General features: G+C 65.4%; 22 protein-coding genes, 1 tRNA gene and 1 riboswitch. Of the genes, 10 read left to right on the top strand and 13 right to left on the bottom strand.

Features of this window, described 5'->3' with window-relative positions:
• Window positions 1-41 precede the first annotated feature (41 nt).
• Window positions 42-1061: a TRAP transporter substrate-binding protein gene (locus AC07X4_RS19840; RefSeq protein WP_494741037.1), complete on the bottom strand. Its 1020-nt coding sequence runs from the start codon at window positions 1059-1061 to the stop codon at window positions 42-44.
• Window positions 1062-1217: 156 nt separating this feature from the next.
• On the opposite strand from AC07X4_RS19840, the gene AC07X4_RS19845 reads away from it, so the two are divergent.
• The 3 genes from AC07X4_RS19845 (at window position 1218) to AC07X4_RS19855 (ending at window position 3799) form a co-directional block, all read left to right on the top strand.
• Window positions 1218-2192, top strand: a complete 975-nt coding sequence (locus AC07X4_RS19845) for a LysR family transcriptional regulator (protein ID WP_494741038.1) — start codon at window positions 1218-1220, stop codon at window positions 2190-2192.
• A 115-nt stretch (window positions 2193-2307) separates the two neighbouring features.
• The gene (locus tag AC07X4_RS19850; RefSeq protein ID WP_494741039.1) at window positions 2308-2793 is read left to right on the top strand and encodes a hypothetical protein; all 486 of its coding nucleotides are present in this window, start codon (window positions 2308-2310) and stop codon (window positions 2791-2793) included.
• Window positions 2794-2930: 137 nt separating this feature from the next.
• A riboswitch (FMN riboswitch) is annotated at window positions 2931-3100 on the top strand.
• A 150-nt stretch (window positions 3101-3250) separates the two neighbouring features.
• Window positions 3251-3799, top strand: coding sequence for a 6,7-dimethyl-8-ribityllumazine synthase (locus tag AC07X4_RS19855; RefSeq protein WP_056066768.1), 549 nt, complete (start codon window positions 3251-3253; stop codon window positions 3797-3799).
• A gap of 89 nt (window positions 3800-3888) precedes the next feature.
• Here the strand turns inward: AC07X4_RS19855 and AC07X4_RS19860 are convergent, their stop codons facing one another.
• The 3 genes from AC07X4_RS19860 to AC07X4_RS19870 form a co-directional block, all read right to left on the bottom strand.
• The gene (locus AC07X4_RS19860) at window positions 3889-5490 is read right to left on the bottom strand and encodes a methyl-accepting chemotaxis protein (RefSeq protein WP_494741040.1); all 1602 of its coding nucleotides are present in this window, start codon (window positions 5488-5490) and stop codon (window positions 3889-3891) included.
• A 343-nt stretch (window positions 5491-5833) separates the two neighbouring features.
• Window positions 5834-7108 (bottom strand): CaiB/BaiF CoA transferase family protein, encoded by a 1275-nt coding sequence (locus AC07X4_RS19865; protein ID WP_494741041.1) that lies wholly within the window; start codon window positions 7106-7108, stop codon window positions 5834-5836.
• Window positions 7109-7217: 109 nt separating this feature from the next.
• Window positions 7218-8414 (bottom strand): acyl-CoA dehydrogenase, encoded by a 1197-nt coding sequence (locus tag AC07X4_RS19870; protein ID WP_015015345.1) that lies wholly within the window; start codon window positions 8412-8414, stop codon window positions 7218-7220.
• 180 nt (window positions 8415-8594) lie between these two features.
• On the opposite strand from AC07X4_RS19870, the gene AC07X4_RS19875 reads away from it, so the two are divergent.
• The 3 genes from AC07X4_RS19875 to AC07X4_RS19885 all read left to right on the top strand — a co-directional run bounded on the left by AC07X4_RS19875 (window position 8595) and on the right by AC07X4_RS19885 (window position 10856).
• Window positions 8595-9539: a LysR family transcriptional regulator gene (locus AC07X4_RS19875; protein ID WP_444824579.1), complete on the top strand. Its 945-nt coding sequence runs from the start codon at window positions 8595-8597 to the stop codon at window positions 9537-9539.
• 87 nt (window positions 9540-9626) lie between these two features.
• Window positions 9627-9842 (top strand): hypothetical protein, encoded by a 216-nt coding sequence (locus AC07X4_RS19880; protein WP_015015343.1) that lies wholly within the window; start codon window positions 9627-9629, stop codon window positions 9840-9842.
• A gap of 135 nt (window positions 9843-9977) precedes the next feature.
• Window positions 9978-10856, top strand: a complete 879-nt coding sequence (locus AC07X4_RS19885; RefSeq protein WP_494741042.1) for a DUF6279 family lipoprotein — start codon at window positions 9978-9980, stop codon at window positions 10854-10856.
• 273 nt (window positions 10857-11129) lie between these two features.
• Here the strand turns inward: AC07X4_RS19885 and AC07X4_RS19890 are convergent.
• A tRNA-Leu gene (locus AC07X4_RS19890) sits at window positions 11130-11214 on the bottom strand.
• Window positions 11215-11253: 39 nt separating this feature from the next.
• Between AC07X4_RS19890 and cysM the strand changes: the two genes are divergently transcribed.
• From cysM to AC07X4_RS19905, 3 genes are all read left to right on the top strand, one after another.
• Complete coding sequence (gene cysM, locus AC07X4_RS19895) at window positions 11254-12156, top strand: cysteine synthase CysM (protein WP_108497627.1); 903 nt, start codon at window positions 11254-11256, stop codon at window positions 12154-12156.
• Window positions 12157-12279: 123 nt separating this feature from the next.
• On the top strand, window positions 12280-12864 hold the full coding sequence (locus AC07X4_RS19900; protein ID WP_494741043.1) for an NUDIX domain-containing protein: 585 nt from the start codon (window positions 12280-12282) through the stop codon (window positions 12862-12864).
• Between the two features lie 5 nt (window positions 12865-12869).
• The gene (locus AC07X4_RS19905) at window positions 12870-13097 is read left to right on the top strand and encodes a sulfurtransferase TusA family protein (RefSeq protein ID WP_494741044.1); all 228 of its coding nucleotides are present in this window, start codon (window positions 12870-12872) and stop codon (window positions 13095-13097) included.
• 83 nt (window positions 13098-13180) lie between these two features.
• On the opposite strand, the gene galU is transcribed toward AC07X4_RS19905, so the two are convergent.
• Both galU and AC07X4_RS19915 read right to left on the bottom strand, forming a co-directional pair.
• Window positions 13181-14068, bottom strand: coding sequence for a UTP--glucose-1-phosphate uridylyltransferase GalU (gene galU, locus AC07X4_RS19910; RefSeq protein WP_110960010.1), 888 nt, complete (start codon window positions 14066-14068; stop codon window positions 13181-13183).
• A gap of 127 nt (window positions 14069-14195) precedes the next feature.
• On the bottom strand, window positions 14196-17093 hold the full coding sequence (locus AC07X4_RS19915) for a valine--tRNA ligase (protein ID WP_494741045.1): 2898 nt from the start codon (window positions 17091-17093) through the stop codon (window positions 14196-14198).
• A 467-nt stretch (window positions 17094-17560) separates the two neighbouring features.
• Here AC07X4_RS19915 and AC07X4_RS19920 point away from each other — a divergent pair, with 467 nt between their 5' ends.
• Complete coding sequence (locus tag AC07X4_RS19920; RefSeq protein WP_494741046.1) at window positions 17561-19420, top strand: M48 family metallopeptidase; 1860 nt, start codon at window positions 17561-17563, stop codon at window positions 19418-19420.
• A 163-nt stretch (window positions 19421-19583) separates the two neighbouring features.
• On the opposite strand, the gene AC07X4_RS19925 is transcribed toward AC07X4_RS19920, so the two are convergent.
• The 6 genes from AC07X4_RS19925 to AC07X4_RS19950 form a co-directional block, all read right to left on the bottom strand.
• On the bottom strand, window positions 19584-20207 hold the full coding sequence (locus AC07X4_RS19925; RefSeq protein WP_116747718.1) for a VOC family protein: 624 nt from the start codon (window positions 20205-20207) through the stop codon (window positions 19584-19586).
• 211 nt (window positions 20208-20418) lie between these two features.
• Window positions 20419-20994: a YceI family protein gene (locus AC07X4_RS19930; protein WP_494741047.1), complete on the bottom strand. Its 576-nt coding sequence runs from the start codon at window positions 20992-20994 to the stop codon at window positions 20419-20421.
• Window positions 20995-21111: 117 nt separating this feature from the next.
• Window positions 21112-21687 carry a YceI family protein gene (locus tag AC07X4_RS19935; protein WP_494741048.1) on the bottom strand — a complete coding sequence of 192 codons (576 nt, stop codon included), beginning with the start codon at window positions 21685-21687 and terminating at the stop codon, window positions 21112-21114.
• A 119-nt stretch (window positions 21688-21806) separates the two neighbouring features.
• The gene (locus AC07X4_RS19940; RefSeq protein ID WP_444824584.1) at window positions 21807-22379 is read right to left on the bottom strand and encodes a cytochrome b; all 573 of its coding nucleotides are present in this window, start codon (window positions 22377-22379) and stop codon (window positions 21807-21809) included.
• Window positions 22380-22752: 373 nt separating this feature from the next.
• On the bottom strand, window positions 22753-24030 hold the full coding sequence (locus AC07X4_RS19945) for a heme biosynthesis protein HemY (protein ID WP_056066830.1): 1278 nt from the start codon (window positions 24028-24030) through the stop codon (window positions 22753-22755).
• Window positions 24031-24034: 4 nt separating this feature from the next.
• Window positions 24035-24445, bottom strand: a 411-nt coding sequence (locus AC07X4_RS19950; protein ID WP_494741049.1) for a uroporphyrinogen-III C-methyltransferase, incomplete at its 5' end; no start/stop codon positions are given.

Genomic DNA, 24445 nt, shown 5'->3' on the forward strand with positions numbered 1-24445 from the left:
GGCGCAGCCACAAGCTGCGCCCTGGGGAACGAACCAAGCGCTTACTTGCCGCCCCGCGCCTTGGCCAGCTCGCCCATCATTTCGCTGGTGGTTTCTTCACCAAACTCTTTGCCGTACTTGGCCAGCACGGGCTGCAGCTTGGTGCGCAGCTTGGCCTGCTCGGCGGCGGGCAGTTCGGTGATCTGCATGCCGGCCTTCTTCAGCTCGCCCAGGGCGGTTTCGCTGAAGGCGCGGATGGTCTTGCGCTCAAACAGCGTGGCTTCCCGCGCTGCCTCCTGCACGATCTTGCGTTCGTCGGCCGAGAGGCCGTCCCAGGTCTTCTTGGAGATGAGCAGCACCCAGGCGCTGTACATGTGGCGCGACAGCACCAGGTGCTTTTGCACTTCATAGAACTTGCTGGCCAGGATGGTGGCGGGCGGGTTTTCCTGGCCGTCCACGGCCTTTTGTTCCATGGCGGTGTACAGCTCGGTGAATGGCATGGGCGTGGCGTTGGTGCCCAGCGCGTTGAAGGTGTCGAGGAACAAGGGGCTCTGGATCACGCGCAGCTTCAGGCCCGCCAGATCGTCGGCCGTGTTGATGGGTCGGCGCGAGTTGGTCACATGGCGGAAGCCGTTTTCCCAGAAGCCCAGGCCGATCAGGCCCTTGTCGGGCAGCATAGCCAGCAGCTTCTGGCCGAAGGGGCCGTCGAGCAAGGCGTCGGCTTCTGCCTCGGTGTTGAAGGTGAGTGGCAGGTTCAGCACGCCAAAGGGCTTGATCAGCGACATCAGCGTGGATGAGTCCGGAATCGTCATCTCCAGCGTGCCGCCGCGCAGGGCCGAGGTCATGCTGACATCGTTGCCCAGCGCGCCGCTGGCGAACAGCTTGGCGTTCATCTTGCCGCCGCTCTTGGCCTGCAGGCGCTCGGCAAAGTGGCGCACGGCCTGGGCCTGCGGGTGGTCGTCGCTCAGGCCGATGCCGACCTTGAAGGTGTGTTCCTTGACTTGGGCCGAGACGGGGGCGGCGAAGGCGGCCAGCAGCGTGGTGGCAAGTGCCAAGGATTTGGCGAGGGTCTTGAATTGCATGGTGTCTTGTCTCCGTTGGAATGGCGGGACCCCGCTGGCGAGGCTGTCGGCGTATGCAGCTTTTTTGGGCAAGCCGTCATGAACGCAAGGCGAAGGTTAGGTTTCGCGCCCTGCCGGGTCCACTGAATGTTTTGCGACAATCCATTCCAAACGCTTATGAGTCCAGACGAATTTCCGGGTAAACCCTTGTCTTTGGCGCAGGCCTGCGCGCGGCTGCGCTTTCGGCATTTGCAGTTTCTGGACATCCTGGGCCGCACGCGCAACCTGCGGCTGACGGCCGAGCAGATGCATGTCACGCAGCCTGCGGCCACCAAGATCCTGATAGACATCGAGGAGATCCTGGAGGCGCGTCTGTTCGACCGCCTTTCGCGCGGCATGCGGCCCAACGAGCTGGGGCTTTTTACGCTGCGCTACGCCAGCGCGGCGCTCGATGGGCAGCGCAAGTTTGTCGACGAGTTCAACGCCCTCAAGCAGGGCGGCCATGGCCATGTGACGGTGGGCGCCATCACCGGCTCGGCCGCGCATGTGCTGGTGGCCTCGGTGGTGGAGATCCAGCGCCTGCGGCCCCTCTTGGTCATCAAGATCCTGGAGCAGAGCAGCGACCAGCTCATTGCCTGGCTGGCCGAGCGCAAGATCGATCTGATGATCGGCCGCTTCACCACCGAGGACCAGCGCAGCCAATTCCACTACGAGCACCTGTCGGCCGAGCCGCTGCATGTGGTGGGCGGACAGCACCACCCGCTGCGCGGCGCCACCGACCTGTCGCTGACCGAGCTGGCGCACTGGCCGTGGATTCTGTACCCCGCCTCCACGGCGGTGCGCAAGGTGTCGGACGACTTGTTCGGTGGTGCGGGCCTGGCGCTCACGGCGGGGGTGGTGGAGACGCCGTCCTTTTTGTTTGCGCTGGAGCTGATGAACACCACCCATATGATGTCGCTGCAGCCCGCTGCGCTGATCCAGAAATATGTGGACCGGGGCCTGCTCTCGCGCATTCCCGTCGAGCTGCCCGACCGCATGCCCAGCTATGGCCTCATCACCCGCCTGGGCGAGCCGCCCACACCCTCGGCACAGGCCTTTATCGACGTGCTGCGCGACGCGGCGGATGTGGCGCCGGACGTTGTGGGGGAGTAGCAAGGCCAGCGCTATGTCTGGCCTCTTTCGATAACCAATGGTTATTGGAAATTGGGGCGGCCAGGCCCTGCCGTTATGCTCTGCGCCCTTTCCCGCAACCCAGGCCTTTTTCTCCATGACCGACGCACCCGACACGCCCGACACCATCCAGGAACCCCGCTGCTGGAGCGATGGGCGCTGGACGGCGCAGGTCATCAAGAACGAAGATGACGATGGCTGGGCCGTGTCCATGACACTGAAGGGCGAGGCCGAACCCGCACTGGTGGGCCCCTGGACCATGGGCCGCGACAAGAAGAACCCCAAGCCGCTCGATGTGTCGGCCTTCCACACCCTGGTCAAGACCGCGAGCGAGGTGGTGCGCCGCCATGAGCAGCAGCTGCATGCGCAACTGAACAAGAGCGTGCACATCACCACCGCAGACGGCCAGCGCCTGCGCGTGGCGCTGGCCATCGTGCCCGATGACGAAGGTGCCACGGCCACGCTGAGCGCAGAGGACGAGCTGGGTGAGGAACTGGCGCGTGCGTCCGCGCCGCCCACCTTCAAGCTCACGCCCGCCAGCGCAGCGGCCTGGGCCGAAGGCGGGTTTCAGCGCGTGCGCTGAGCAGACTTCGGCATTCAATACAGCCCACAGCCGCAGAAACCGGCACCGACAGTGCAGGCAATCGCCTGCGCGACGGCGTGCCGTGTGCTCGCCGCCTAAAATCCTACTCGTCGGCCCCGGATGACCTTCGGGGCCGACAGCGTTCTCAGGGCGGGGCGGAATTCCCCACCGGCGGTATTTGTTGGCTGAAAAGTCGGCAAGAGCCCGCGAGCGCCTGTGGTGCCGTTCTTCGGATCGGCCTGCAGGGTCAGCAGATCTGGTGCGAAACCAGAGCCGACGGTCACAGTCCGGATGAAAGAGATCGCGAAACCCACAGCTCCCGCCATGGGTGGCTGGGCCCTCGGCGTTTGCCTTCGTGTTTACTCGCACGCTGGCGTGGCGCAGGGCCTGCGCCGCCCTGTGCAGGCGCTGTGTTCGCGCGCGCCCTGATTCTGGTATGACCTGTTTTGAGGAACCCATGAATCAGTCTTCTTCACCTTCCGTTTCCCCCCTGGCTCCCGTCGCCGCCCACCGTGGCGCCCGCGTGGCCATCATCAGTGCCAGCTGGCACCAGGACATCGTGCACCAGGCGCGCGACGCGGCCCTGGCCGAGTTTGACCGCCACGGCCTGCCCCCCGCGCAGGTGGCGCTGTTTGACGTGCCCGGCGCGTTCGAGATTCCGCTGCTGGCACGCAAGCTTGCGCGCAGCGGGCGCTACGACGCCATCGTGGCCTGCGCGCTGGTGGTCAACGGCGGCATCTACCGCCACGAGTTCGTCACCACCGCAGTCATCGACGGCCTGATGCGCGTGCAGCTCGACACCGAGGTGCCCGTGATGTCGGCCGTGCTCACGCCGCGCGACTTCCACGACCACGAGGACCACGTGCGCTTCTTCCGCGAGCATTTTGTGAAGAAGGGCACCGAGGTGGCCCAGGCCTGCCTGCAGACCATGGCCTACCTGCGCAAGCTGGCCTCGCCCACGCTGGCCACCGTGCAGCAGGCAACCCCTGCGCTGGCTGAAGCCTGAGAAGGCGCCAGTTGCTACTATTTATGTAGCTGTTGGCACATGATGCACTAGCGCTTCAAGCCGATTAGGCTTGAAATGGCTGCTCCGCGTCAGCCTGCGGCCAACCGGGGCTGGTGATGGCCCGGCGTGGGCATGCTGGCCTGTCTGGGGGTGTTGGCGTCGGTGTCTGCCAGCCGGAACACCGCCACTGCCTGCACCAGCTGCTGCGCCTGCACCTTGAGGCTGTCGGCGGCGGCGGCGCTCTGTTCGACCAGCGCGGCGTTCTGCTGCGTGGCCTGGTCCATTTCGGTGATGGCGTCCCCTACCTGGGCGACACCTGCGCTTTGCTCGCTGCTCGCGGCGCTGATCTCGCCCACGATGTCGGTCACGCGGCGGATGGCGCTCACCAGCTGGTTCATCGTGGCGCCCGCCTTGTCCACCAGCGTGGTGCCCAGTTCCACGCGCTCCACGCTGGCGTGGATCAGGGTCTTGATCTCCTTGGCGGCCTCGGCACTGCGCTGCGCGAGGCTGCGCACCTCACCGGCCACCACGGCAAAGCCCCGGCCTTGTTCGCCGGCGCGGGCAGCTTCCACAGCCGCGTTCAGCGCCAGGATGTTGGTCTGGAAGGCGATGCCGTCGATCACGCTGATGATGTCGGCGATCTTGCGGCTGCTGTCGTTGATGCCCTTCATGGTCGTCACCACCTCGGCCACCACATCACCGCCCTGCACGGCCACGGTGCTGGCGCTCACAGCCAACTGGTTGGCGGTGCGCGCGTTCTCGGCGTTGGCCTGCACGGTGGAGCTGAGTTCTTCCATCGATGCCGATGTTTGCTCCAGCGCGCTGGCCTGCTGTTCGGTGCGGGCGCTCAGGTCGTTGTTGCCCTGCGCGATCTCGGTGCTGGCGGCGGCCACGCTGTCGGCGTTGTTGCGCACATTGCTCACCACGTGCGACAGGCTGATCTGCATGTCGTGCAAAGCATTGAGCAGCAGTGCGATCTCGTCCTTGCCCTGCACGTGCCGCGCCACCGTCAGGTCGCCGCTGGCCACGGCCTGCGACACGCGCACCGCGTTGTCCAGCGGGTTCACCACGGTCCGGCTGAAGGCAATGGCGCCTGCTATGCCCAGCGCGCACACCGCCAGCATCACCACCAGGCTGATGGTGGTGGCCCGCTGCGCAGTGGCGGCGGCACGTTCGGCCACGGCGCTGCTGGCCTTGGCGATCAGGTCGCCCGCCTGGTCCAGCAGCTGCGAGGGCTCGCGGTCCATGCCCGCCACGGCCTTGTCGCCCGCTTGCGGGTCGTGGTCGGCCGCCTTGAAGGCTTCAAACCCCTTGCGGTAGGCGGTGCCCATGCGTTCGTGGGCCTGAGCAAACTGCAACACGCGTTCGCGACCCTCCCCCGGGGGCAGTGCGGCCACGAGCTTTTGCGCCTCGTCCTTGATGGCCTGTTCCTGCTTTTCAAACGCGGCCCAGTAGCGCGTGAGCTGGGCCGGGTCCTTGCCGCGCAGCAGCACGTTTTTCCACTCCTGCACCTGCACCTTGAAGTTGTTGAGCATGCCCGCCGCCATGCGCTCGTGCTCGAAGCTTTGGGCCACGGTGGTCTGATAGGTGTCGAGCGCCTGGTTCAGGCGGCTGATGCCAAACAGGGCCGCTGCAAACAGCAGGAGCAGCGACACGGTGAAGGCCAGGGGGAGCTTGAGGCTGAGCTTCATGAGGAACTCCTTGAGGGTCCAGAAACGTCGCAGTGCTGGGCCATGGGCCCAGCACCCTGGTCCAGCGGCGCGCCGTGCGCGGGGCCGCAGACAGGGTGTCTTTGGGATTATGGAGACGGATGTAATTTTTTGTACATGTCTTTTTTGCCGTGGGGCCGAGGCAAGCAGGCTCCGTCAGTCGCACGCTTTGTCATCCGATGGATAGCGGATAGCTGATAGCGCACGCCAGATAAGCGCCAGGGGCCGGTGCAATGCAGACAGCACAAACAAAACGGCCTTGCCGGTGAGGGCAAGGCCGTGCAGTGGTCAGGGCACGGCGCAGGCCGATGCCGCGAGGGTCTGGCTACAAAACCCCGCTGGCCCGCAGTGCCGCGATGCGCGCTGGGTCCAGCCCCATCTCGCGCAGCACCTCGTCGGTGTGCTGGCCCAGTGCCGGCGGCGCATTGCGCAGCACGGGTGGGGTGGCCGACAGGCGCAGCGGGCTGGCCACGCCGGTGATCTGCAAAACGTTGTCGGTGGCGGCCTCGCCGTCCTTCCATCGCGGCAGCGTCACGGCCAGGCCACGGGCCTGCACCTGCGCGTCGTCAAACGCTTGGGCAACGGTGTTGATGGGGCCGCAGGGCACGGCCTTGTCTTCCAGCAGCGTGATCCAGTCGGCCGTGGTGCGCGTGCGGGTCACGGCTTCCATGGCGGGGATCAGCGCGGTGCGGTTTTGTACGCGCAGGGTGTTGGTGGCAAAGCGCGGGTCACTGGCCCACTGGGGCTGCTCGGCGGCGGCGCAAAAGCGTTGGAACTGGCCGTCGTTGCCGATGGCCAGCAGCATGTTGCCGTCCTGCGTGGGGAAGTCCTGGTAGGGCGCGAGGCTGGGGTGGCTGTTGCCCATGCGGCCGGGCGCCTTGCCGGTGGCGAGGAACCCCGAGGCCTGGTTGGCCAGCACGGCCATGCCCACGTCCAGCAGCGCCATGTCGATGTGCTGGCCCTGGCCGGTGCCATTGGTGGCGTTGTCGCGCACGTGCAGCGCGGCCAGGATGGCGTTGCTGGCATACAGGCCGGTGAAAAGGTCAATGACGGCCACGCCCACGCGCATGGGGCCGCCGCCGGGCTGGCTGTCGGCCTGGCCGGTGATGCTCATCAGGCCCGTCATGGCCTGCACCATCAGGTCGTAGCCTGCGCGCTCGGCATAAGGCCCGTCTTGCCCGAAGCCGGTGACGGAGCAGTAGATGAGGCGGGGGTTGAGCGCGCGCAGGCTCTCGTGGTCCAGACCGTATTGCTTGAGGCCGCCGACCTTGAAGTTCTCCACCACGATGTCCGCCTCTTGCGCCATCTGCTTGATGAGCGCCTGGCCCTCGGGCGAGGCCATGTCGATGGTCACCGAGCGCTTGTTGCGGTTGCAGGCGGTGTAGTAGCTGGCCTGGTTGGTGTCGTTGCCGTCTGCGTCCTTCAAGAAGGGCGGGCCCCACTGGCGCGTGTCGTCGCCCACGCCGGGGCGCTCCACCTTGACCACGTCCGCGCCCAGGTCGGCCAGAACCTGCGTGCACCACGGCCCGGCCAGCACGCGGGAGAGGTCGAGCACCTTGATGCCTGCGAGGGCGCCGGGGGAGGTAGAGGGGGAGGTCATGGTGTGGTGTACTATGAAATTGATAGCTGTCAGCGCATGATTGACTAGCGCTACAAGGCAAAAACACCGCAAAGGCGGTGTTTTTGCCGGTTTTCGGGGCGCAGACCGATCAGTTGGCGAACGCGGCGATGCCCGTCTGGGCGCGGCCCAGGATCAGCGCGTGCACATCGTGCGTACCTTCGTAGGTGTTCACCACTTCCAGGTTCACCAGGTGCCGGGCCACGCCAAACTCGTCGCTGATGCCGTTGCCGCCCATCATGTCGCGCGCCAGGCGGGCAATGTCCAGCGCCTTGCCGCAGCTGTTGCGCTTGATGATGGAGGTGCCTTCCACGCTGGCCGTGCCCGCGTCCTTCATGCGGCCAAACTGCAGGCAGGCCTGCAGGCCGATGGCGATTTCGGTCTGCATGTCGGCCAGCTTCTTCTGGATGAGCTGGTTGGCGGCCAGGGGGCGGCCAAACTGCTTGCGGTCCAGCGTGTACTGGCGGGCGGTGTGCCAGCAGAACTCGGCCGCACCCAGGGCGCCCCAGGCGATGCCGTAGCGCGCGCTGTTCAGGCAGGTGAAGGGGCCCTTGAGGCCTTGCACTTCAGGGAAGGCGTTTTCTTCGGGCACGAACACATCGTCCATCACGATCTCGCCGGTGATGGAGGCGCGCAGGCCCACCTTGCCGTGGATGGCGGGGGCTGTCAGGCCCTTCATGCCCTTTTCCAGCACAAAGCCGCGGATGGGGCCCACGGCGCCGCCTTCGGACACTTCCTTGGCCCAGACCACGAACACGTCGGCCACGGGGCTGTTGGTGATCCACATCTTGCTGCCCTTGAGCTTGTAGCCGCCATCGACCTTGTAGGCGCGCGTGGCCATGCTGCCAGGGTCAGAGCCGTGGTCGGGCTCGGTCAGGCCAAAGCAGCCGATCCACTCGCCGCTGGCGAGCTTGGGCAGGTACTTCTGGCGCTGGGCTTCACTGCCGAATTCATAAATGGGCACCATCACCAGCGACGACTGCACGCTGGCCATCGAGCGGTAGCCCGAATCCACACGCTCCACCTCGCGGGCGATCAGGCCGTAGGCCACGTACGACAAGCCGGGGCCGCCGTACTGCTCGGGGATGGTGGGGCCCAAGAGGCCCACTTCGCCCATCTCGCGAAAGATGCTCACGTCCATCTTTTCGTGGCGGAAGGCGTCCAGCACGCGGGGTGCCAGCTTGTCCTGGCAATACGCTGCGGCGGCGTCGCGGATGGCGCGCTCGTCGTCGGTCAGTTGCTGGCTCAGGAGGAAAGGGTCATCCCATTGAAAAGCGGCGTGGGCCATGTGTGTCTCCAGGTCGGAAAGTGGGGGAAGAAAAAAACGAATCTGGAACGTATCGTAGGCCTTGGGGTGGTGGCCCGCAAGCGAGTTCTTTTCATCCAGACATGCGTTTATGGAATGTATGGAATACTGGCACCTAGATAAGCCAAGGCGTGGCTGGTCACTTAAAAATTCCTCTTCATCATGCGCCGCAACATTCCATCGACCCAGGCCCTGGCCTGTTTTGAAGTGGCCGCCCGCCACGAGAGCTACACCCGCGCCGCGCAGGAGTTGTCGCTCACCCAAAGCGCCGTCTCGCGCCAGATCCAGGCGCTGGAAGAATTTTTGGGCGTGGCACTGTTTCGCCGCACGCGCCACGGCGTGGTGCTGACGCCTGCAGGTGCGCACTATGGTCGCCAGGTGGCGCGCTGGCTGCAGGGGCTGGAGCGCGATACGCTGGACGTGATGGCCCACCAGGGCGAGGGCGGCACCCTCACGCTGGCCGCGGTGCCCACCTTTGCCACGCGGTGGCTCATCCCCCGCCTGCCGCACCTGGCGCAGGCGCATCCCGACATCGTGGTGCACATCGACACGCAGACACGCCCCTTCTTGTTTGCCGACACCACCTTCGATGCCGCCTTGTATGCCGGCACGCCCGAGCAGGTCGCCAACTGGCCCGGCGTACAGGCGCAACTGCTGATGCACGAAGACGTGGTGCCCGTGTGCAGCCCGCGCCTGCTCGAATCGGCCGCGCCCCGGGGCCGGGGCCGCGCCCACCAGCCCGTGGCCGCCGAGGCGCTGGCCGAGCTGCCGCTGCTGCAGCAAAGCACACGCCCCTACGGCTGGCGCCAGTGGTTCGATGCCATGGGGGTGGAGGCACCGCACGCGCTGGATGGTCCGCGCTACGAGCTGTTCTCCATGCTGGCCGTGGCCGCCACGCATGGCATGGGCGTGGCGCTGATCCCGCCGCTGCTCATCGAGGCCGAGCTCGCCAGCGGCGAGCTGGTGGTGGCCTGCAACCGCCCGCTGCGCGGCGAGCGGGCGTACTACCTCATCAGCCCTGCACAGGCCCAGCCCCCGGTGCTGGCCACGTTTGCGCGCTGGCTCCAGCACATGGCAGAGGTGGGTAGCTCGCCGGTTGCGGGATGACGCGCTTGCGCCCACGGGGGCTGTGAACTAATCTGGCCGCGCGGAAGTCTGTCTTTCATTCAGCAACCTTGTTGGAGAGCGACCACCATGACCACTTACCACGCTCCGCATTTCGACCCCACCGTGGACGAGATCGAGACCCTCAAGCAACTGGAGATGGGCGAAGTCATCACGCTGCCCCACGCGCTCAAGGACCATGTGTCGGGGCGACTGCTCGAATGGGGCTTCATCACCAAGGGGACGGGGGGTGAGCTGGCCATCACCGCCAGTGGCCGCCAGCTGATCCGGCGACAGGACAACTGACCCCGCGCGTCAGACCTCCGTGCGGGTGGGTGCCTTTGGCTAAATCCTGGTGCGCGGGCTGGGGTATCTGGGCGCTGTGCCTGCCGTGTGCAGCGTTGGGCCTATCCTGTGCAATTCCCTTTGTCTGGAGCCGCTGTGCCCGCTTTGTCCCGTCTGCGCACCACCCTGTGCATTGCCGCCCTAGCCGTTGCCGGTGTGCTGCTGGCGGGTTGCAGCACAGTGCGGCTGGCGTACAACCAGGTGCCCCACCTGGCGTACTGGCAGCTGAACCGTTACCTTGACCTGTCGGACGCGCAGACGGAGCGCGTGCGTGGCGACCTGGGCGACCTGCACCGCTGGCACCGCGACACCATGCTGCCCCAGCATGCCGAGCTGTTGCAAAGGGTGCAGCAGCAGTTGCCCGCGACCATCACCCCCGAGCAGGCCTGCCGCATCTATGACGAGGCACGTACACAGCTGGACAAGGTGCTGGCCCAGGCCGAGCCCAAGGTGGTGTGGCTGGCCTCGCAGCTGTCCGAGGCGCAGATCCGCAATCTGGAGCGCAAGCAGGCCGACAGCAACGCTGACTGGAAATCCGAATGGCTGGACCCATCGCCCGACAAGATGCGCGAGCGCCGCTTCAAGGACCTCTCGTCGCGGCTCGAAACCTTTTATGGCGCGCTGGACGAACCCCAGAAGGCCGTGCTGCGCGCCTTTATCGCCCAGTCGGCCTTTGACCCGCAGCGCACCTACGCCGAGCGCGTGCGCCGGCAAAAAGACCTGGTGCAGGTGCTGCGCAGCATCCAGGCCGACCGTGGCAACACCGCCCAGGCCCGCACGCTGATGCTCGGCTTTCTGGACCGCGTGGTGACGTCACCGGACGTCGCCTACCAACGCTACGCACAAGCGCTGGTGGCCGAGGGCTGCGAGGGGTTTGCGCGCCTGCACAACGCCATGACGCCTGCGCATCGGCTGCGTGCGGCGCAATCCCTCAAGGGTTATGAGCAGGACTTCCTGTTGCTGGCTGCGCGCTGATGTGCAGCGCGAGGGTGGGGCGAAGCGCAGAGGCCGCTGCCGCGACGCGAAGGTCAGCAGAACATCATCGCCAGCAGGGCCGCATCCTCGGCCATGTTCTGCAGGGCATAACCCGCCAGCCGGTAGGCCAGCACGGTGGCGTGCGCGATCAGATCCTGGGCGGTCATGGCGGTGGCTGGGTGTGGAGGTGTGCAGAAATCACATGCCGCCGCCACAGCGGCTGGCCCAGCAAAAAGGCCGATAGCTCGTGGAAGCTACCGGCCTTGTTGACTGTGGTGCCCGGGGCCGGAATCGAACCGGCACGCCTTGCGGCGGGGGATTTTGAGTCCCCTGCGTCTACCAATTTCACCACCCGGGCGGAATATGTGAAGCCCTGAATTATGGCACAGTAGGGCGTATGAAATATCCGACGATTGAAGACGCGGTAGGCAACACGCCGCTGGTGGCGCTGCAGCGCATTGGGGCCCAGGACAATGCCGCGCGGGGCAATGTGGTGCTCGGCAAGCTGGAAGGCAACAACCCGGCGGGGTCCGTCAAGGACCGGCCTGCACTGTCGATGATCCGCCGCGCCGAAGAGCGTGGCGACATCCGCCCTGGCGACACGCTGATCGAGGCCACGTCGGGCAATACCGGCATCGCTTTGGCGATGGCCGCGGCCATCAAGGGCTACCGCATGGTGCTGGTGATGCCTGAGGACTTGTCCATCGAACGCGCCCAGACCATGAAGGCCTTTGGCGCAGAACTGGTGCTCACGCCCAAGAGCGGCGGCATGGAGCACGCCCGCGACTTGGCCGAGGCCATGCAAAAGCGTGGTGAGGGCAAGGTGCTGGACCAGTTTGGCAACCCCGACAACCCCCGCATTCACTACGAAACCACAGGCCCCGAGATCTGGGAGCAGACCGGCGGGCGCATCACCCACTTCGTGAGCGCCATGGGCACCACGGGCACCATCACGGGCGTGTCGCGGTTTCTCAAGGAAAAGAATCCCGGCATTCAGATCATTGGTGCACAGCCCGAAGAAGGCTCGCGCATCCCGGGCATCCGCAAGTGGCCGCAGGAGTACCTGCCCAAGATTTATGACGCCAGCACGGTCGATGAGCTGGTATATGTGAGCCAGGACAGCGCCGAAGACATGTGCCGCCGCCTTGCGCGCGAAGAGGGCATTTTTGCCGGCATCTCGGCTGCAGGCGCGTGCTGGGTGGCGCAGCAGATCGCTGCGCGCGACAGCAATGCCACCATCGTCTTCATCGTGTGCGATCGGGGCGACCGGTATTTGTCGACCGGGGTGTTTCCTGCGTGACCTGTGGAATGGCCTGCGCAGTGGGCTCCAGGGCATTGCCGGGTGCCTCCTCGCAGGTTTTTGAATCAGAATGGCTGCTTGTGTTAGTTGAACATGCCTCAGCAGCTACATAAAAGATAGCATATGCCCTACGAAGTTCGTTTTTGCCCCCACTGTGCCACCGAGTTGCAGCCCATCACGCTGGCCGAGGATGGCGGCGACAAGGAGCGGCTGCGCTGCCCCGCCTGCGGCTGGACGCACTGGAACAATCCCACGCCCGTGCTGGCTGCCATTGTGGAGATCGACGGCAAGGTGCTGCTGGCGCGCAATGCGGCGTGGCCGGGCAAGATGTTTGCGCTGATCACCGGCTTCATGGAGGCGGGCGAGTCGCCCCAGGAGGGCATTGCGCGCGAGGTCAAGGAAGAGACCAACCTCGATGTGCAGTCCACCACCCTGGTGGGTGCCTACGAGTTTTTGCGCATGAACCAGGTCATCATTGCCTACCACGTGGTGGCCACCGGGCAGGTGCAACTGTCGCCGGAGCTGGTGGATTACCGACTGTACGATCTGCCAGATCTCAAATGCTGGCCTGCGGGCACGGGCTACGCGCTGGCCGACTGGCTGCGCACACGGGGCCACGAGCCCGTGTTTTTCACGGCCGAAGAGAATGCAGAACGCCGCCGTGGGCTGGATGAACATGCGCCGGCTGCGACGCCGCCAAAGGATTGATGACCATGGACATTCACAAAGAAATCGACACCCGGGGCCTGAACTGCCCCCTGCCCATCCTCAAGGCCAAGAAGGCGCTGTCGGACATGGCCAGCGGCCAGCTGCTCAAGGTGGTGGCGACAGACAACGGATCGCTGCGCGACTTTCAGGCGTTTGCCAAGCAGACCGGCAACGAGCTGGTGGAGCAGCAGACCTTGGGCGAGGAGTTCATCCACATCCTGCGCCGCCGTTGAATGTAAAAATAGCTGCCAGCGCTTATCCAATAAGCACGGGCAGCTATCGAGTTTGAAGTTTTAGAGGGCTTGGCCGGCTGCGTTTACAGCGCCAGGTTCTTCAGGTAGTCCCGGAAGTGCGCCCCCACCTGCGGGTGCTGCAGGGCCAGTTCCACCGTCGCTTCCAGAAACCCTTCCTTGCTGCCGCAGTCGTAGCGTTTGCCTTCGTACTGGAAGGCGTACACGGCTTCATTGTTCATCAGGCGCGCAATGCCGTCGGTGAGCTGGATCTCGCCGCCCACGCCGCGCGGCTGGTTGCGGATCTCGTCAAACACACCGGGCGTGAGGATGTAGCGGCCCGCCACGCCCATGCGCGAAGGGGCCTCTGCGGCCTTGGGCTTTTCGACAATGCGCTGGATGCGGATCAGCGGGCCACCCGCAGGCTCGCCCGCCACGATGCCGTATTTGTGCACCTGGTCCTCTGGCACCTCTTGCACGGCGATCACCGAGCGGCCTTGCTGGCGGAAGGCGGTTGCCATCTGCGCCAGCACCGGCTGCCCACCCTGGGGGCCGACCATCAAATCGTCGGCCAGCAGCACGGCAAACGGCTCCTTGCCCACCAGCGGCTCGGCGCACAGCACGGCGTGGCCCAGGCCCAGGGAGCGGGGCTGGCGCACAAAGGCGCAGTCCATGTCGCTGGGCTGGATGGAGCGCACCAGCTCCAGCAACTCCTTCTTGCCGGCCGCTTCCAGCTCGGCTTCCAGTTCGTAGGCGGTGTCGAAGTGGTCTTCAATAGCGCGCTTGCTGCGGCCCGTCACAAAAATCATGTGGCGGATGCCCGCGGCGTAGGCCTCTTCGACGGCGTACTGGATCAGCGGCTTGTCCACCACGGGCAGCATCTCCTTGGGGCTGGCCTTGGTGGCGGGCAGAAAGCGTGTGCCCAGTCCGGCAACGGGGAAAACGGCTTTGCGAACGGTGGTGGCAACAGTCATGGGGCTCCTCTGGACGGATGGGGCGGTGTGTGGGCTGCAAGGCAGCCGCACGCACACCGGCAGAACATGAAAACAAGGCAATCGGCCCGCGCAGGGCGGGCCGCCATGGCGCAGTATGGCCCGGGTTTTAGCCCAGCCGTGTCAGCTGATCGCGCAATCTGCCCAGCGTGGCGCCGAAGTCGGCAATGCGCTTTTTCTCCTGCTCGATCACCGCCGCAGGCGCCTTGGCCACAAAGGCTTCGTTGGACAGCTTGTTGTTGGCCTTGGTGATCTCGCCGTCGATGCGGGCGATTTCCTTGGACAGGCGGGCCTTCTCGGCCGCCACGTCGATCTCCATGTACAGGCACATGCGGGCGTCGCCCACCACGGCCACGGGCGCAGCCTGGGCGGCGGCGGCCCAAGCGGCCTCGTCGTCAAACACCTTGACCTCGCTGAGCTTGGCCAGGGCCTGCAGCACCGGGCCCACGCCACGCATGAACTCGGTGTCGCCCACCACGTACAGGGGCAGGCGGGTGGAGGGAGACACGTTCATCTCGCCCCGCAGCGCGCGGCACGCGTCCACCAGACCCTTCACGCGGCCCATGTGAGCGATGGCAGTTTCGTCGATCTTGGCCGGTTGGGCTTCGGGGTAGCGGGCGATGCTGACCGACTCGCCAGGGATGCCGGCGACGGGTGCCACCACCTGCCACAGGGCTTCGGTGATGAACGGGATGATGGGGTGGGCCAAGCGCAGGATGGCTTCGAGCGTGCGGATCAGCGTGCGGCGTGTGGCGCGTTGTTGTGCTTCGGTGCCGTTCTGGATCTGCACCTTGGCGATTTCCAGGTACCAGTCGCAGTACTCGTTCCAGACGAAGTCATAGATCGTGTTGGCCACGTTGTCCAGGCGGTACTCTTCAAAGCCCTTGGCGACTTCGGCCTCGGTCTTTTGCAGCAGCGAGGTGATCCAGCGGTCGGCCTGGCTGAACTGCATGTAGCCGTGGGCAGGGCCGCCGGGCTGGCATTCTTCCTTGGTGTGCTCCTTCAGGCCGCAGTCCTGGCCTTCGCAGTTCATCAGCACAAAGCGGCTGGCGTTCCAGAGCTTGTTGCAGAAGTTGCGGTAGCCCTCGCAGCGCTTGCTGTCGAAGTTGATGCTGCGGCCCAGAGATGCGAGCGCCGCGAAGGTAAAGCGCAGCGCATCGGCGCCATAGGCCGGAATGCCTTCGGGGAATTCCTTTTGCGTGTTCTTGCGCACGGTGGGCGCGGTCTCGGGCTTGCGCAGGCCGGTGGTGCGCTTGTCGAGCAGCGGTTCCAGCGCAATGCCGTCGATCAGGTCCACCGGGTCGAGCACGTTGCCTTCGGACTTGCTCATCTTCTTGCCCTGCGCGTCGCGCACCAGGCCGTGGATGTACACGTGCTTGAACGGCACGCGGCCGGTGAAGTGCGTGGTCATCATGATCATCCGGGCGACCCAGAAGAAGATGATGTCGTAGCCCGTGACCAGCACGGTGCTGGGCAGGTACAGGTTGAAGTCGTCGGTGGCGCTGTCGCCCTGGTTGGGCCAGCCCATGGTGCTGAAGGGCACGAGGGCGGACGAGTACCAGGTGTCCAGCACATCCTCGTCACGACGCAGCTTTTTGCCGGGCGCCTTGGCCTGGGCTTCGGCTTCGTCGCGGGCCACGATCACGTTGCCTTCTTCGTCGTACCAGGCCGGAATCTGGTGGCCCCACCACAGCTGGCGGCTGATGCACCAGTCCTGGATGTTGTTCATCCACTGGTTGTAGGTGTTCACCCAGTTCTCGGGCACAAAGGTCACTTCGCCGCTGGCCACCGCGTCGATGGCCTTTTGCGCAATGCTCTTGCCCGTGGGGTCCTGGTCGCTCACCTTGCTCATGGCCACGAACCACTGGTCGGTCAGCATGGGCTCGATCACCTGGCCGGTGCGGGTGCAAATGGGCACCATGAGCTTGTGCTTCTTCACCTCGACCAGCGCGCCGATGGCTTCCAGGTCGGCCACCACGGCCTTGCGGGCCACGAAGCGGTCCATGCCCTGGTACTTGGCGGGGGCGTTCTCGTTGATGGTGGCCTGCAGCGTCAGCACCACGATCATGGGCAGCTTGTGGCGCTGGCCCACGGCGTAGTCGTTCTGGTCGTGCGCGGGGGTGACCTTAACCACCCCGGTTCCGAATTCCTTGTCCACGTACTCGTCGGCGATCACCGGGATCTGGCGGTCGCACAGCGGCAGGTTGACCATCTTGCCGATGAGGTGGGTGTAGCGGGCATCCTCGGGGTGCACCATCAGCGCCACGTCGCCCAGCATGGTTTCAGGCCGGGTGGTGGCCACCGTCAGACTGCCCGATCCATCGGCCAGCGGGTAGGCGATGTGCCACAGCGAGCCGTCTTTTTCTTCGCTCTCGACTTCCAGGTCGGACACGGCGGACTGCAGCTTCGGGTCCCAGTTCACCAGGCGCTTGCCGCGGTAGATCAGGCCCTGCTCGTAGAGCTTCACGAAGGTGTCGGTGACCACCTTGGAGAGCTTGTCGTCCATGGTGAAGTATTCACGGCTCCAGTCCACGCTGTCGCCCATGCGGCGCATCTGCGTGGTGATGGTGTTGCCGGACTTTTCCTTCCACTCCCACACCTTGCTCACAAAGTTCTTGCGCGCCTCGGGCGGGGTGGGGCCCATGTCGTAGCGGCTGATGCCTTGCTCTTGCAGCTGGCGTTCCACGACGATCTGCGTGGCGATGCCTGCGTGGTCAGTGCCCGGTACCCAGACGGTGTTGAAGCCACGCATGCGGTGGTAGCGCGTGAGGCTGTCCATGATCGTCTGGTTGAACGCATGGCCCATGTGCAGCGTGCCCGTCACGTTGGGGGGCGGCAGCTGGATGGAAAAGGCGGGTTCGCCCGCCTGGGGCTGGCCTGTGCCACGGTGGCCTGCGGTGCCATACCCGCGCTTTTCCCATTCGGGGCCCCAGTGGGCTTCCAGCGCGGCAGGTTCAAACGACTTGGACAGGCTTTCGAGGCCGGGTTGTGGTTGGGGCGTGCTCATGGGGTGTCGCAGTGGGGGCAGTGGGGCGGAGCGGCCGCAGGGAGCGCTCCGACGAACAAGAGGGTGAACCGCACATTTTAAGGGACCGCCACCCCGGCGCTGGCCCCGCGGGGGCTTGGGCCGTTTGGCAATTGCGCGCCGTCTGTCGGCCGATTCTTTCCAATGGTTACCTTGTGACTGGGTGCGCGGGTGAATGGGTCCTGATAATCCCGCCCCACAGAGCGAGGAGGGCGCGGCAACGCGGACCAGGCTCTGAGAGCGGCTAACAAAACTCCCCTGGCGTCGTTGTCTCGCCTTGTCGTACTGCTTGTACTGCCTGCGGCGAAACGCCTAGCCAGGGCCGCTTCGCTGAGTTTTGTTAGCCGCTCTAAGGATCACGATTTACAACAAGGACTGATGCGGTGGCTTGCGGGGGGCGTTCAGCCTTCCGGTGCCACGGTGCCGGGCCGTCACAACCATCCGAACCTATGACGTTTCAATCTGCCTGGCGCCTGGGCCTGGTCAAGGTCTTTGCCTATGCGCTGCTGGCGCTGTTTCTGGTGCCTGCGGTGACCTACGTGTTCACCCGCCATGTCCAGACCGACCAGGACACCCGTTTTGTGGCCGGTATCAGCCAGCGCATCGATGCCGAAAAGGGCCTGCCCGCTGACGAGAAGCAGGCGCGCAAGGACTACTACCGCAGCAACCCGCCGTCCACCATCTGCAGCAATGCAGACCCCGAGGCCCGCGAATACCGCGAGGCGCTGTGCGACACCTTCTCCGATGTCTGGCAGTTCCACATGGCGCGCAAGCTGTCGCTGTGGACGCTGGTGGCCAGTGCGGCGCTGCTGCTGGCGGTGCTGGGGCTGGGGGCGCTGGCGTTTGCTGACCGCACCCTGCAGTACGCGAGCTTTGTGGCGGGCTGGCGCCTGACCTCCTGGGCCAGCGCCACGGCGCTGGTGGTGCAAGGGGCGATGGCAGTGTGGCTGTCGTTCTGGGTGACGGCGTTTTTCTTCCACAAGTACTCGCCCAAGCTGGTGCTGTTTGTGGGGTTTGCCGTGGCGGCGGGAGTGCTGGTGGCGGTGGCGGGCATCTTCAAGCGGGTGCAGTCCAGCAACCAGGTGGTGGGCGAGCTGGTGGCCGAGGCCGATGCGCCGCTGCTGTGGCAGCGTATCCGCCACCTGGCGCAGCGCCTGAAGACAGAGCCGCCCCGGCACATCGTGGCTGGCATTGATGCCAACTTCTTCGTGACCGAGGCCCCGATCACCGTGGGCCAGCAAACCCTCACGGGCCGCACGCTGTTTGTGAGCCTGCCGCTGCTGCGCATTCTGGACCAGACCGAGGCCGACGCCGTGCTGGGCCATGAACTGGCCCACCTGCGCGGGGGCGACACGCGGCGCAGCGCACAGCTGGGGCCCAAGCTGGTGCAGTTTGACCACTACCGCCACGCCATCCGCACGGGCGGGCTGTCGGCCATGGCGTCGCCGCTGCTGGACCTGTACCGCACCATTTTCGAAATCGCCCTGGCCAGCGACAGCCGCGAGCGTGAGTTCAAGGCCGACCGCCTGGCGGCCAAGCTGGTGAGCCCGGCGGCGATTGCACAGTCGCTGGTCAAGATTGCCGCCTACGCCCAATACCGCTACCGCATCGAGGACGAACTGTTCGGCCGCAACGAGCGGCACGACAACAGCACGCTGGGCATTGCCAGTTTTGTGGCCCAGGGGCTGGCGCCCTACGCGGCATCGCCCGACTTTGTGGATGCGATGAAGACGGCCAATGTGCCGCACCCCTTCGACTCACACCCCGCCATGCCCGAGCGCCTGCGCAACGTGGGTATGGCCCTGAAAGAGCGCGACTACGGCGCCATCGCCGTGCGCGTGCCCGCCACCACCTGGGTGCAGGAGATCCTGACTGCCGACGCCATCGAGCAGCGGCTGTGGAGCGCCTACGAGCAGCAGTTTGCGCAAGACCACGAGCGCAGCCTGGCCTACCGCTACGAGCCCGCCAACGACGAGGAGCGGGCCCTGGTGCTGCAGTACTTCCCGCCCGTGGTGTTTGCCCTCAAGGGCGATGCGACGGTGGAGGTGAGCATTGACGGTATCCGCACCTCGGCCGATGAGACCACGGTGTTCTGGGACGCCATCAAGGGGCTGGAATTCAAGGAAAGCAGCTTTGGCAACGCGCTGATCGTGACCCACCCCGAGAAGAACGCCCTGGGTCTGGGCGCCAAGACCAGCAAGATCAAGCTGCCCGGCCTCAAGAAGGACAAGGACCAGTTCAACGCCGTGGTCAGCCACTACTGGCAGCGCCACCAGATCATGCGTGCGCAGCAACAGGCAGCGGGATGACTGATATATTTTGTATAGCTACTGAGACAATAGGATGTAGCGCTTCAGCGCTGTAGGGCTAAAAATCCCATCGCAAAGCGGGGGGAGGGCCGTTGGACGGGGCTGCGCACCGCAGCCAGTGCAGCCGGCCCCGTGGACCGTGGAGGCCTGGGGTCAGGTCGGCTTACTTGCGCACAAACTCCGGCCGGTCGTTTTGCTGGGGCTTGAGCGGCGCGTCCACCTTGCCTTCGGCGCGTTCCTTGCGCCATTGCTCCTTGCGCGCCGTCCACTCGCGCAGGCGGGCGTGGGCCACGGTGCTGTCTTTTTCCATCTGCTCGTCGTTGGCCAGCTGGGCCGACAGCTCCAGGCGAATGCCGTTCGGGTCGAAGAAATAGATGCTCTTGAAGATGTGGTGGTCCGTCACGCCCAGCACTTCCACGCCATGCGCCTCCAGGCGCTGCTTGGTGTTCTCCAGCTCCTGCACGGTGTTCACGCGGAACGCTATGTGGTTGACCCACAGAGGGGTGTTGGGCGAGGGCTCGGCCTTCACGTCGTCGCCCAGGTCGAAGAAGGCGATGAACGAGCCATCCTGCAGGCGAAAGAAGAAATGGGTGTAGGGGCAGTACTCGCCGGTGCTGGGCACATAGTCGCTCTGGATGATGTGGTACAGCGGCAGGCCCAGGATATCTTCATAGAACTGGCGCGTTTCCTCGGCGTCGCGGGCCTTGTAGGCGTAGTGGTGCAACTGCTGGATGGCGGCGGGTGCTGGCAGGCTGGCCAGGGCGGTCGGGTTCAGAACGGCGTTCATGCAGAGTCTCCTCAAATCGGTGAATGCAATTCTACTATTCGTAATTGATTTACGTTAAGTTAATTTTAATGCCCTGAAGGCTGACAGATGAGGACGGGCTGGCCCAAAGAAAAAGCCACCCGGCGCAAGGCGCACGGGTGGCTGGTCGCAAGCAGCCGGAGGCAGGGCGGAGCAAGTCAGCCCGCTGCACCCCAGGTCTGCTCGGCCTGGTTTACTGCTTCACGGCTTCAATCTGCACCACCAGGCGCACGTTCTTGGGGAAGCCCCATTCCACGCCGTAGTTCATGCCCCACTGGGTGCGGTCGATGGTGGCTTCAAAGTCGCCGCCGCACACTTCGCGCTTGAGCATGGGGCTGTCGTAGCAGTTGAACTGGTTGGCCTTGAGGGTCAAGGGGGCGGTCTTGCCCAGCAGTGTGAGCTGGCCTTCGACGCTGGCGACCTTGTCACCGTTGAAGACGAACTTGCTGGAGACAAATTTCATCGTAGGGTGCTTGGCAGCGTCGAACAGGTCGGCGCTTTGCAGGTGCTTGTCAAACGCGGGGGTGCCCGTGTTCACCGAGGTCACATCGAACGTGATCTCGGCCTTGCCCGACTTGCCGGCCTTGTCGAACTGGACGGTGCCTTCCTTCTTGTCGAAGCGGCCACGGTTCACGGCAGCGCCAAAGTGGCTGATCTCGAACGAGGCGAAGGTGTGCGTCGGGTCGATGGCGTAGTTGGCCGATTGGGCTTGGGCAGCACCGGCGAACAGGGTGGTGGCGGCAGCCAGGGCGAAGAGGGACTTGCGCATGGAAACTCCTGATAGATCAAAAAGGAAAGGACAAGGGAAAAGGGGAAGGCGCCACCCGCGGGGACCGCGCCCGGATGGCGGGCGGAGGCCGGCAGGGCCTGGGCAGAGGGGGGGCGCTCAGAGCTTGCCGACGCCGGTCAGCGCGAGCTTGAACTTGACCTGCACGTCGTCGGCCACCATGGAGGTGTCGGCCCACTCGTTTTCGCCGATCTTGAAGGCCAGCCGCTTGATGGGCAGCGCGCCTGTGGCGGTGGTGGTGGGGCCGCTTTGGGTCAGCGTCACGGGCACCACCACGTTCTGGCTGTTGCCCTTGATGGTGAGCGCGCCCGCCACTTCAAACTTGCCGCCGCCCAGGGCCTTGATGCTGGATGACACGAATTGGGCCTGCGGGAACTTGGGCACGTTGAACCACGCTGGCTTGGGCAGCTCTGCATCGGTCTCGCGCGAACCCAGCGTGGCGCTGCCAGTGTCCACCGTGAAGGCGATCTTGCTGGTGGCCAGTTTGGCCGGGTCAAACGCCACCTGGGCGCTGAACTTCTTGAACTGGCCTTCCAGTGGCACGCCCATCTGGCGGGCGGTGAACTGCACCTCGCTCTGCGCGGGCACCAGCTGCTGCTGGGCCAGGGCGGCTTGCGCGCCCGCAACGAGGGCAGCGCCGATCACGATGCGGGACAAGGTAGGAGACAGATGCATGCAGAAACTCCGTTCAATTCACAAAAGGTGGAAGCGGTGGTCGCAGGGGGGCGAGCGACCTTTGAGGTGGGCAAGGCACCCACCAGGGGTTGCCATGGCGCCCCGCAGGTGGAGGCTGGTTATTTCCCGGGCAGCATGCGGTTCAGCAGGCCATCACGGTCGACCAGCTGGTGCTTGAGCGCTGCGGCGATGTGCAGCAGCGCCAGCGCGGCCAATGCAAACGCGGTGTACTGGTGCCAGGGCTTGATGGCCTCGGCCAGGTCCTTGCTCACCGGCACAAAGTCGGGCAGCTGCCACAGGCCCAGGAACACGATGGGGAACCCCGCCGCTGAGCTATAGGCCCAGCCAATCAGGGGCACGGCAAAGAAGAGCACGTACAGCAGGTGGTGGGTGCCGTGGTGTGCCAGCTTCTGCCAGCCGGGCATGGTGTTCTCGACCGCCTGGGGCAGCGCCGGTGGGCGGTGCGTGGCGCGCCACAGCAGGCGCAGCGCCGACAGCACCAGGATAGTCACACCGGCCCATTTGTGCCAGTTGTAAAGCTTCAGCCGTTGGGGCGAAAAGGGCAGGTCGGCCATGTAGACGCCGACGCCAAACAGAGCGATCAGCGCCAGGCCCAGCACCCAGTGCAACAGCATGGCAGTGCGCGTGTACCGGCGCGGGGTGTCGAGGGTCGTCGTGGAAGTGGCTGTCATCAGCGAATCTGGAGGTCGGGGCAAAAATGAGGTGAGCGAAGGCTGCAAGGTCCGCCGGACTTGGCGACACAACGCGCTGGGCGATGGCGCAGTGTAGGAAGCGCTGGCTGTGATCAGCTTCAGGCAGATTGATGCCTTGATTCAAATTTATTGAATCGATATGCCTTGAGCGCTCAAAGTTCCCCAATGCTGTGCAATTTCTGCGGAGCGGCTAGTTGCTGGCATCCGCAGGGCATCGGCGTGGCGCCTGCATGGACCTTGCTGGTGCGCCGGTGCTCCTGTGGAGACACCTTGGCGAATGGGGGGCCGCATCAAGTGCAGCGATGGCGGGCGGTACGGGAGCGGGGCGCCAGAGCACCCCGCGATGCCCGGGTTATCGGGCCAGCGCGGCCTGTTTCCAGGCGCTGACGGCGGCGCTGTCGTCGCCGCGTTGCTCGGCCAGTTCGGCCACGTGGCGCCAGGCGCTGGCGCGCATTGGCGCGTCGTTGAGCTGCTGGGCTGCCTGGGTCAGCAGCTGCTGGGCTTTGCCCCACAGCTGGCGCTTGAGGCAGGCCATGCCCGCCAGGTATTGCAGGCGGGCGTCGCGTGGGTTGGCTTGCTGGGCGGACTCGATGCGGGCCAGCCAGGGCCCGTCGAGCGCATCCAGTCCCGCCTCCAGCGCACGCACCAGCTTGAGGGCGTGTTGCTCGGCCAAGGCATCGGGCAGCTCCACCATGCGTTCCCACACGGGCAGCAACCAGGCACGCACCTGCGTGGCATCGCCACCCAGTGCAGCCAGCCGCTGGGCGGCATGGATGGCCAGCTCGGGCATGTTGCGCTCGCTGGTCTCCAGAGACAGCCAGATCTGCTGCAACTGAGCGACGTCGTGCGCGCTGTTGATGAGTTCGGTGGCCAGGCCGCGCACGATGCTCTGTGCGGCATTGGGTGAGAACGCACGGTGCTTGCCCAGCAGGCGTGCGGTGTCCAGTGCTTCTTGCGTCTGGCGCGCCAGACGGGTGGCCTTGAGCTTGATGCGCAGCGCCAGGGTGCGCCGCGCGGCTCCCTGGGGCAGGGCTGCCAGGCGGTCGAGCGCCGCGTTGGCATCGCGGTCGTCCAGCGACCAGCGGGCGGCGCGCATCTGGGCGCCTTCGTGCATTTCCTGCTCGTTGATGGAGCCGCGCATGGGGGCTTCCTGCAGTGCGTCCTGCAGATGGCTTTCGCGGGTGGCGCGGTCTTGCAGGGCGTGTGACGCCTCGGCGGCGATCATGTGGGCGAGCGCGCGCAGCTGCTTGCCGTGGGGCACCGCCTCGCCGCTGGCCTCCAGCGCGTGTTCTTGCGACAGCGCGGCCACAGCGGCCTTGCGCGAGCGGATGAACCGGCCGCCCAGCATGTGGGTCAAGGCGTCGAGCAGTGCGCCGTGCATGGCACGCTCTTTTTGCTGCACGCGCCAGCGGCGTGCCTGGTGTGGCAGCGCCAGCAGCGCCGCCAGTGCCCGCAGCGCCGCATAAACGGTGACAAAACCGCCCACCAGCAGCAACACCACCATGTTGAGCGACAGGTCGATGCGATAAGGCGGCCAGTACAGGGTGACGGTGCCCTGGTTGTTGCCCGCAAACAGCGCAGCCGCCACCGCCACGCCAAACAACGCCAAAAGCCAAAGTGCAGCACGCATATCGTCAACGTCCCGCAGCGGCGGTGGCCAGCGCCGACAGGGTTTCGTCCAGGCGCGGCAGCTCGGCCGCCTTCATGCTGGCCTGGGCCTGCTGCAGGGTGGAGGCCACGTTCTGGGTGCGGCGCGATGCGGGGTCGAAATACTTGTTGAGCGCCGCGGTGGCCGCGGTCAGGTCGGCACGGGCCGACTCGAACTGGCGTGCCAGGATGCCCAGGCGTGCATTGAGCAGCTTGAACTTGAGGTTTTCGCGCAGGAAGAAGGTCTGCTCGGGGGCCAGCAAGATGGCTTCGGGCTGGTCGATGCGGCTCACGCGCACCAGGCTGCGGGCCTCGTCGCGCACCACCTCCCAGCTGCGCTGCAGGGCCGCTTGCCACCACGCCAGGCCCTCGGTGGGGGCGGGGGCACTGCCAGGGGC

The sequence above is a fragment of the Acidovorax sp. GW460-11-11-14-LB4 genome (assembly GCF_059423685.1).

Excerpts from the sequence above, each read along its gene's own strand:
- AC07X4_RS19840 (WP_494741037.1), bottom strand. The coding sequence starts at position 1,061 with ATGCAATTCAAGACCCTCGCCAAATCCTTGGCACTTGCCACCACGCTG.
- AC07X4_RS19845 (WP_494741038.1), top strand. The coding sequence starts at position 1,218 with ATGAGTCCAGACGAATTTCCGGGTAAACCCTTGTCTTTGGCGCAGGCC.
- AC07X4_RS19850 (WP_494741039.1), top strand. The coding sequence starts at position 2,308 with ATGACCGACGCACCCGACACGCCCGACACCATCCAGGAACCCCGCTGC.
- AC07X4_RS19855 (WP_056066768.1), top strand. The coding sequence starts at position 3,251 with ATGAATCAGTCTTCTTCACCTTCCGTTTCCCCCCTGGCTCCCGTCGCC.
- AC07X4_RS19860 (WP_494741040.1), bottom strand. The coding sequence starts at position 5,490 with ATGAAGCTCAGCCTCAAGCTCCCCCTGGCCTTCACCGTGTCGCTGCTC.
- AC07X4_RS19865 (WP_494741041.1), bottom strand. The coding sequence starts at position 7,108 with ATGACCTCCCCCTCTACCTCCCCCGGCGCCCTCGCAGGCATCAAGGTG.
- AC07X4_RS19870 (WP_015015345.1), bottom strand. The coding sequence starts at position 8,414 with ATGGCCCACGCCGCTTTTCAATGGGATGACCCTTTCCTCCTGAGCCAG.
- AC07X4_RS19875 (WP_444824579.1), top strand. The coding sequence starts at position 8,595 with ATGCGCCGCAACATTCCATCGACCCAGGCCCTGGCCTGTTTTGAAGTG.
- AC07X4_RS19880 (WP_015015343.1), top strand. The coding sequence starts at position 9,627 with ATGACCACTTACCACGCTCCGCATTTCGACCCCACCGTGGACGAGATC.
- cysM (WP_108497627.1), top strand. The coding sequence starts at position 11,254 with ATGAAATATCCGACGATTGAAGACGCGGTAGGCAACACGCCGCTGGTG.
- AC07X4_RS19900 (WP_494741043.1), top strand. The coding sequence starts at position 12,280 with ATGCCCTACGAAGTTCGTTTTTGCCCCCACTGTGCCACCGAGTTGCAG.
- AC07X4_RS19905 (WP_494741044.1), top strand. The coding sequence starts at position 12,870 with ATGGACATTCACAAAGAAATCGACACCCGGGGCCTGAACTGCCCCCTG.
- galU (WP_110960010.1), bottom strand. The coding sequence starts at position 14,068 with ATGACTGTTGCCACCACCGTTCGCAAAGCCGTTTTCCCCGTTGCCGGA.
- AC07X4_RS19915 (WP_494741045.1), bottom strand. The coding sequence starts at position 17,093 with ATGAGCACGCCCCAACCACAACCCGGCCTCGAAAGCCTGTCCAAGTCG.
- AC07X4_RS19920 (WP_494741046.1), top strand. The coding sequence starts at position 17,561 with ATGACGTTTCAATCTGCCTGGCGCCTGGGCCTGGTCAAGGTCTTTGCC.
- AC07X4_RS19925 (WP_116747718.1), bottom strand. The coding sequence starts at position 20,207 with ATGAACGCCGTTCTGAACCCGACCGCCCTGGCCAGCCTGCCAGCACCC.
- AC07X4_RS19930 (WP_494741047.1), bottom strand. The coding sequence starts at position 20,994 with ATGCGCAAGTCCCTCTTCGCCCTGGCTGCCGCCACCACCCTGTTCGCC.
- AC07X4_RS19935 (WP_494741048.1), bottom strand. The coding sequence starts at position 21,687 with ATGCATCTGTCTCCTACCTTGTCCCGCATCGTGATCGGCGCTGCCCTC.
- AC07X4_RS19940 (WP_444824584.1), bottom strand. The coding sequence starts at position 22,379 with ATGACAGCCACTTCCACGACGACCCTCGACACCCCGCGCCGGTACACG.
- AC07X4_RS19945 (WP_056066830.1), bottom strand. The coding sequence starts at position 24,030 with ATGCGTGCTGCACTTTGGCTTTTGGCGTTGTTTGGCGTGGCGGTGGCG.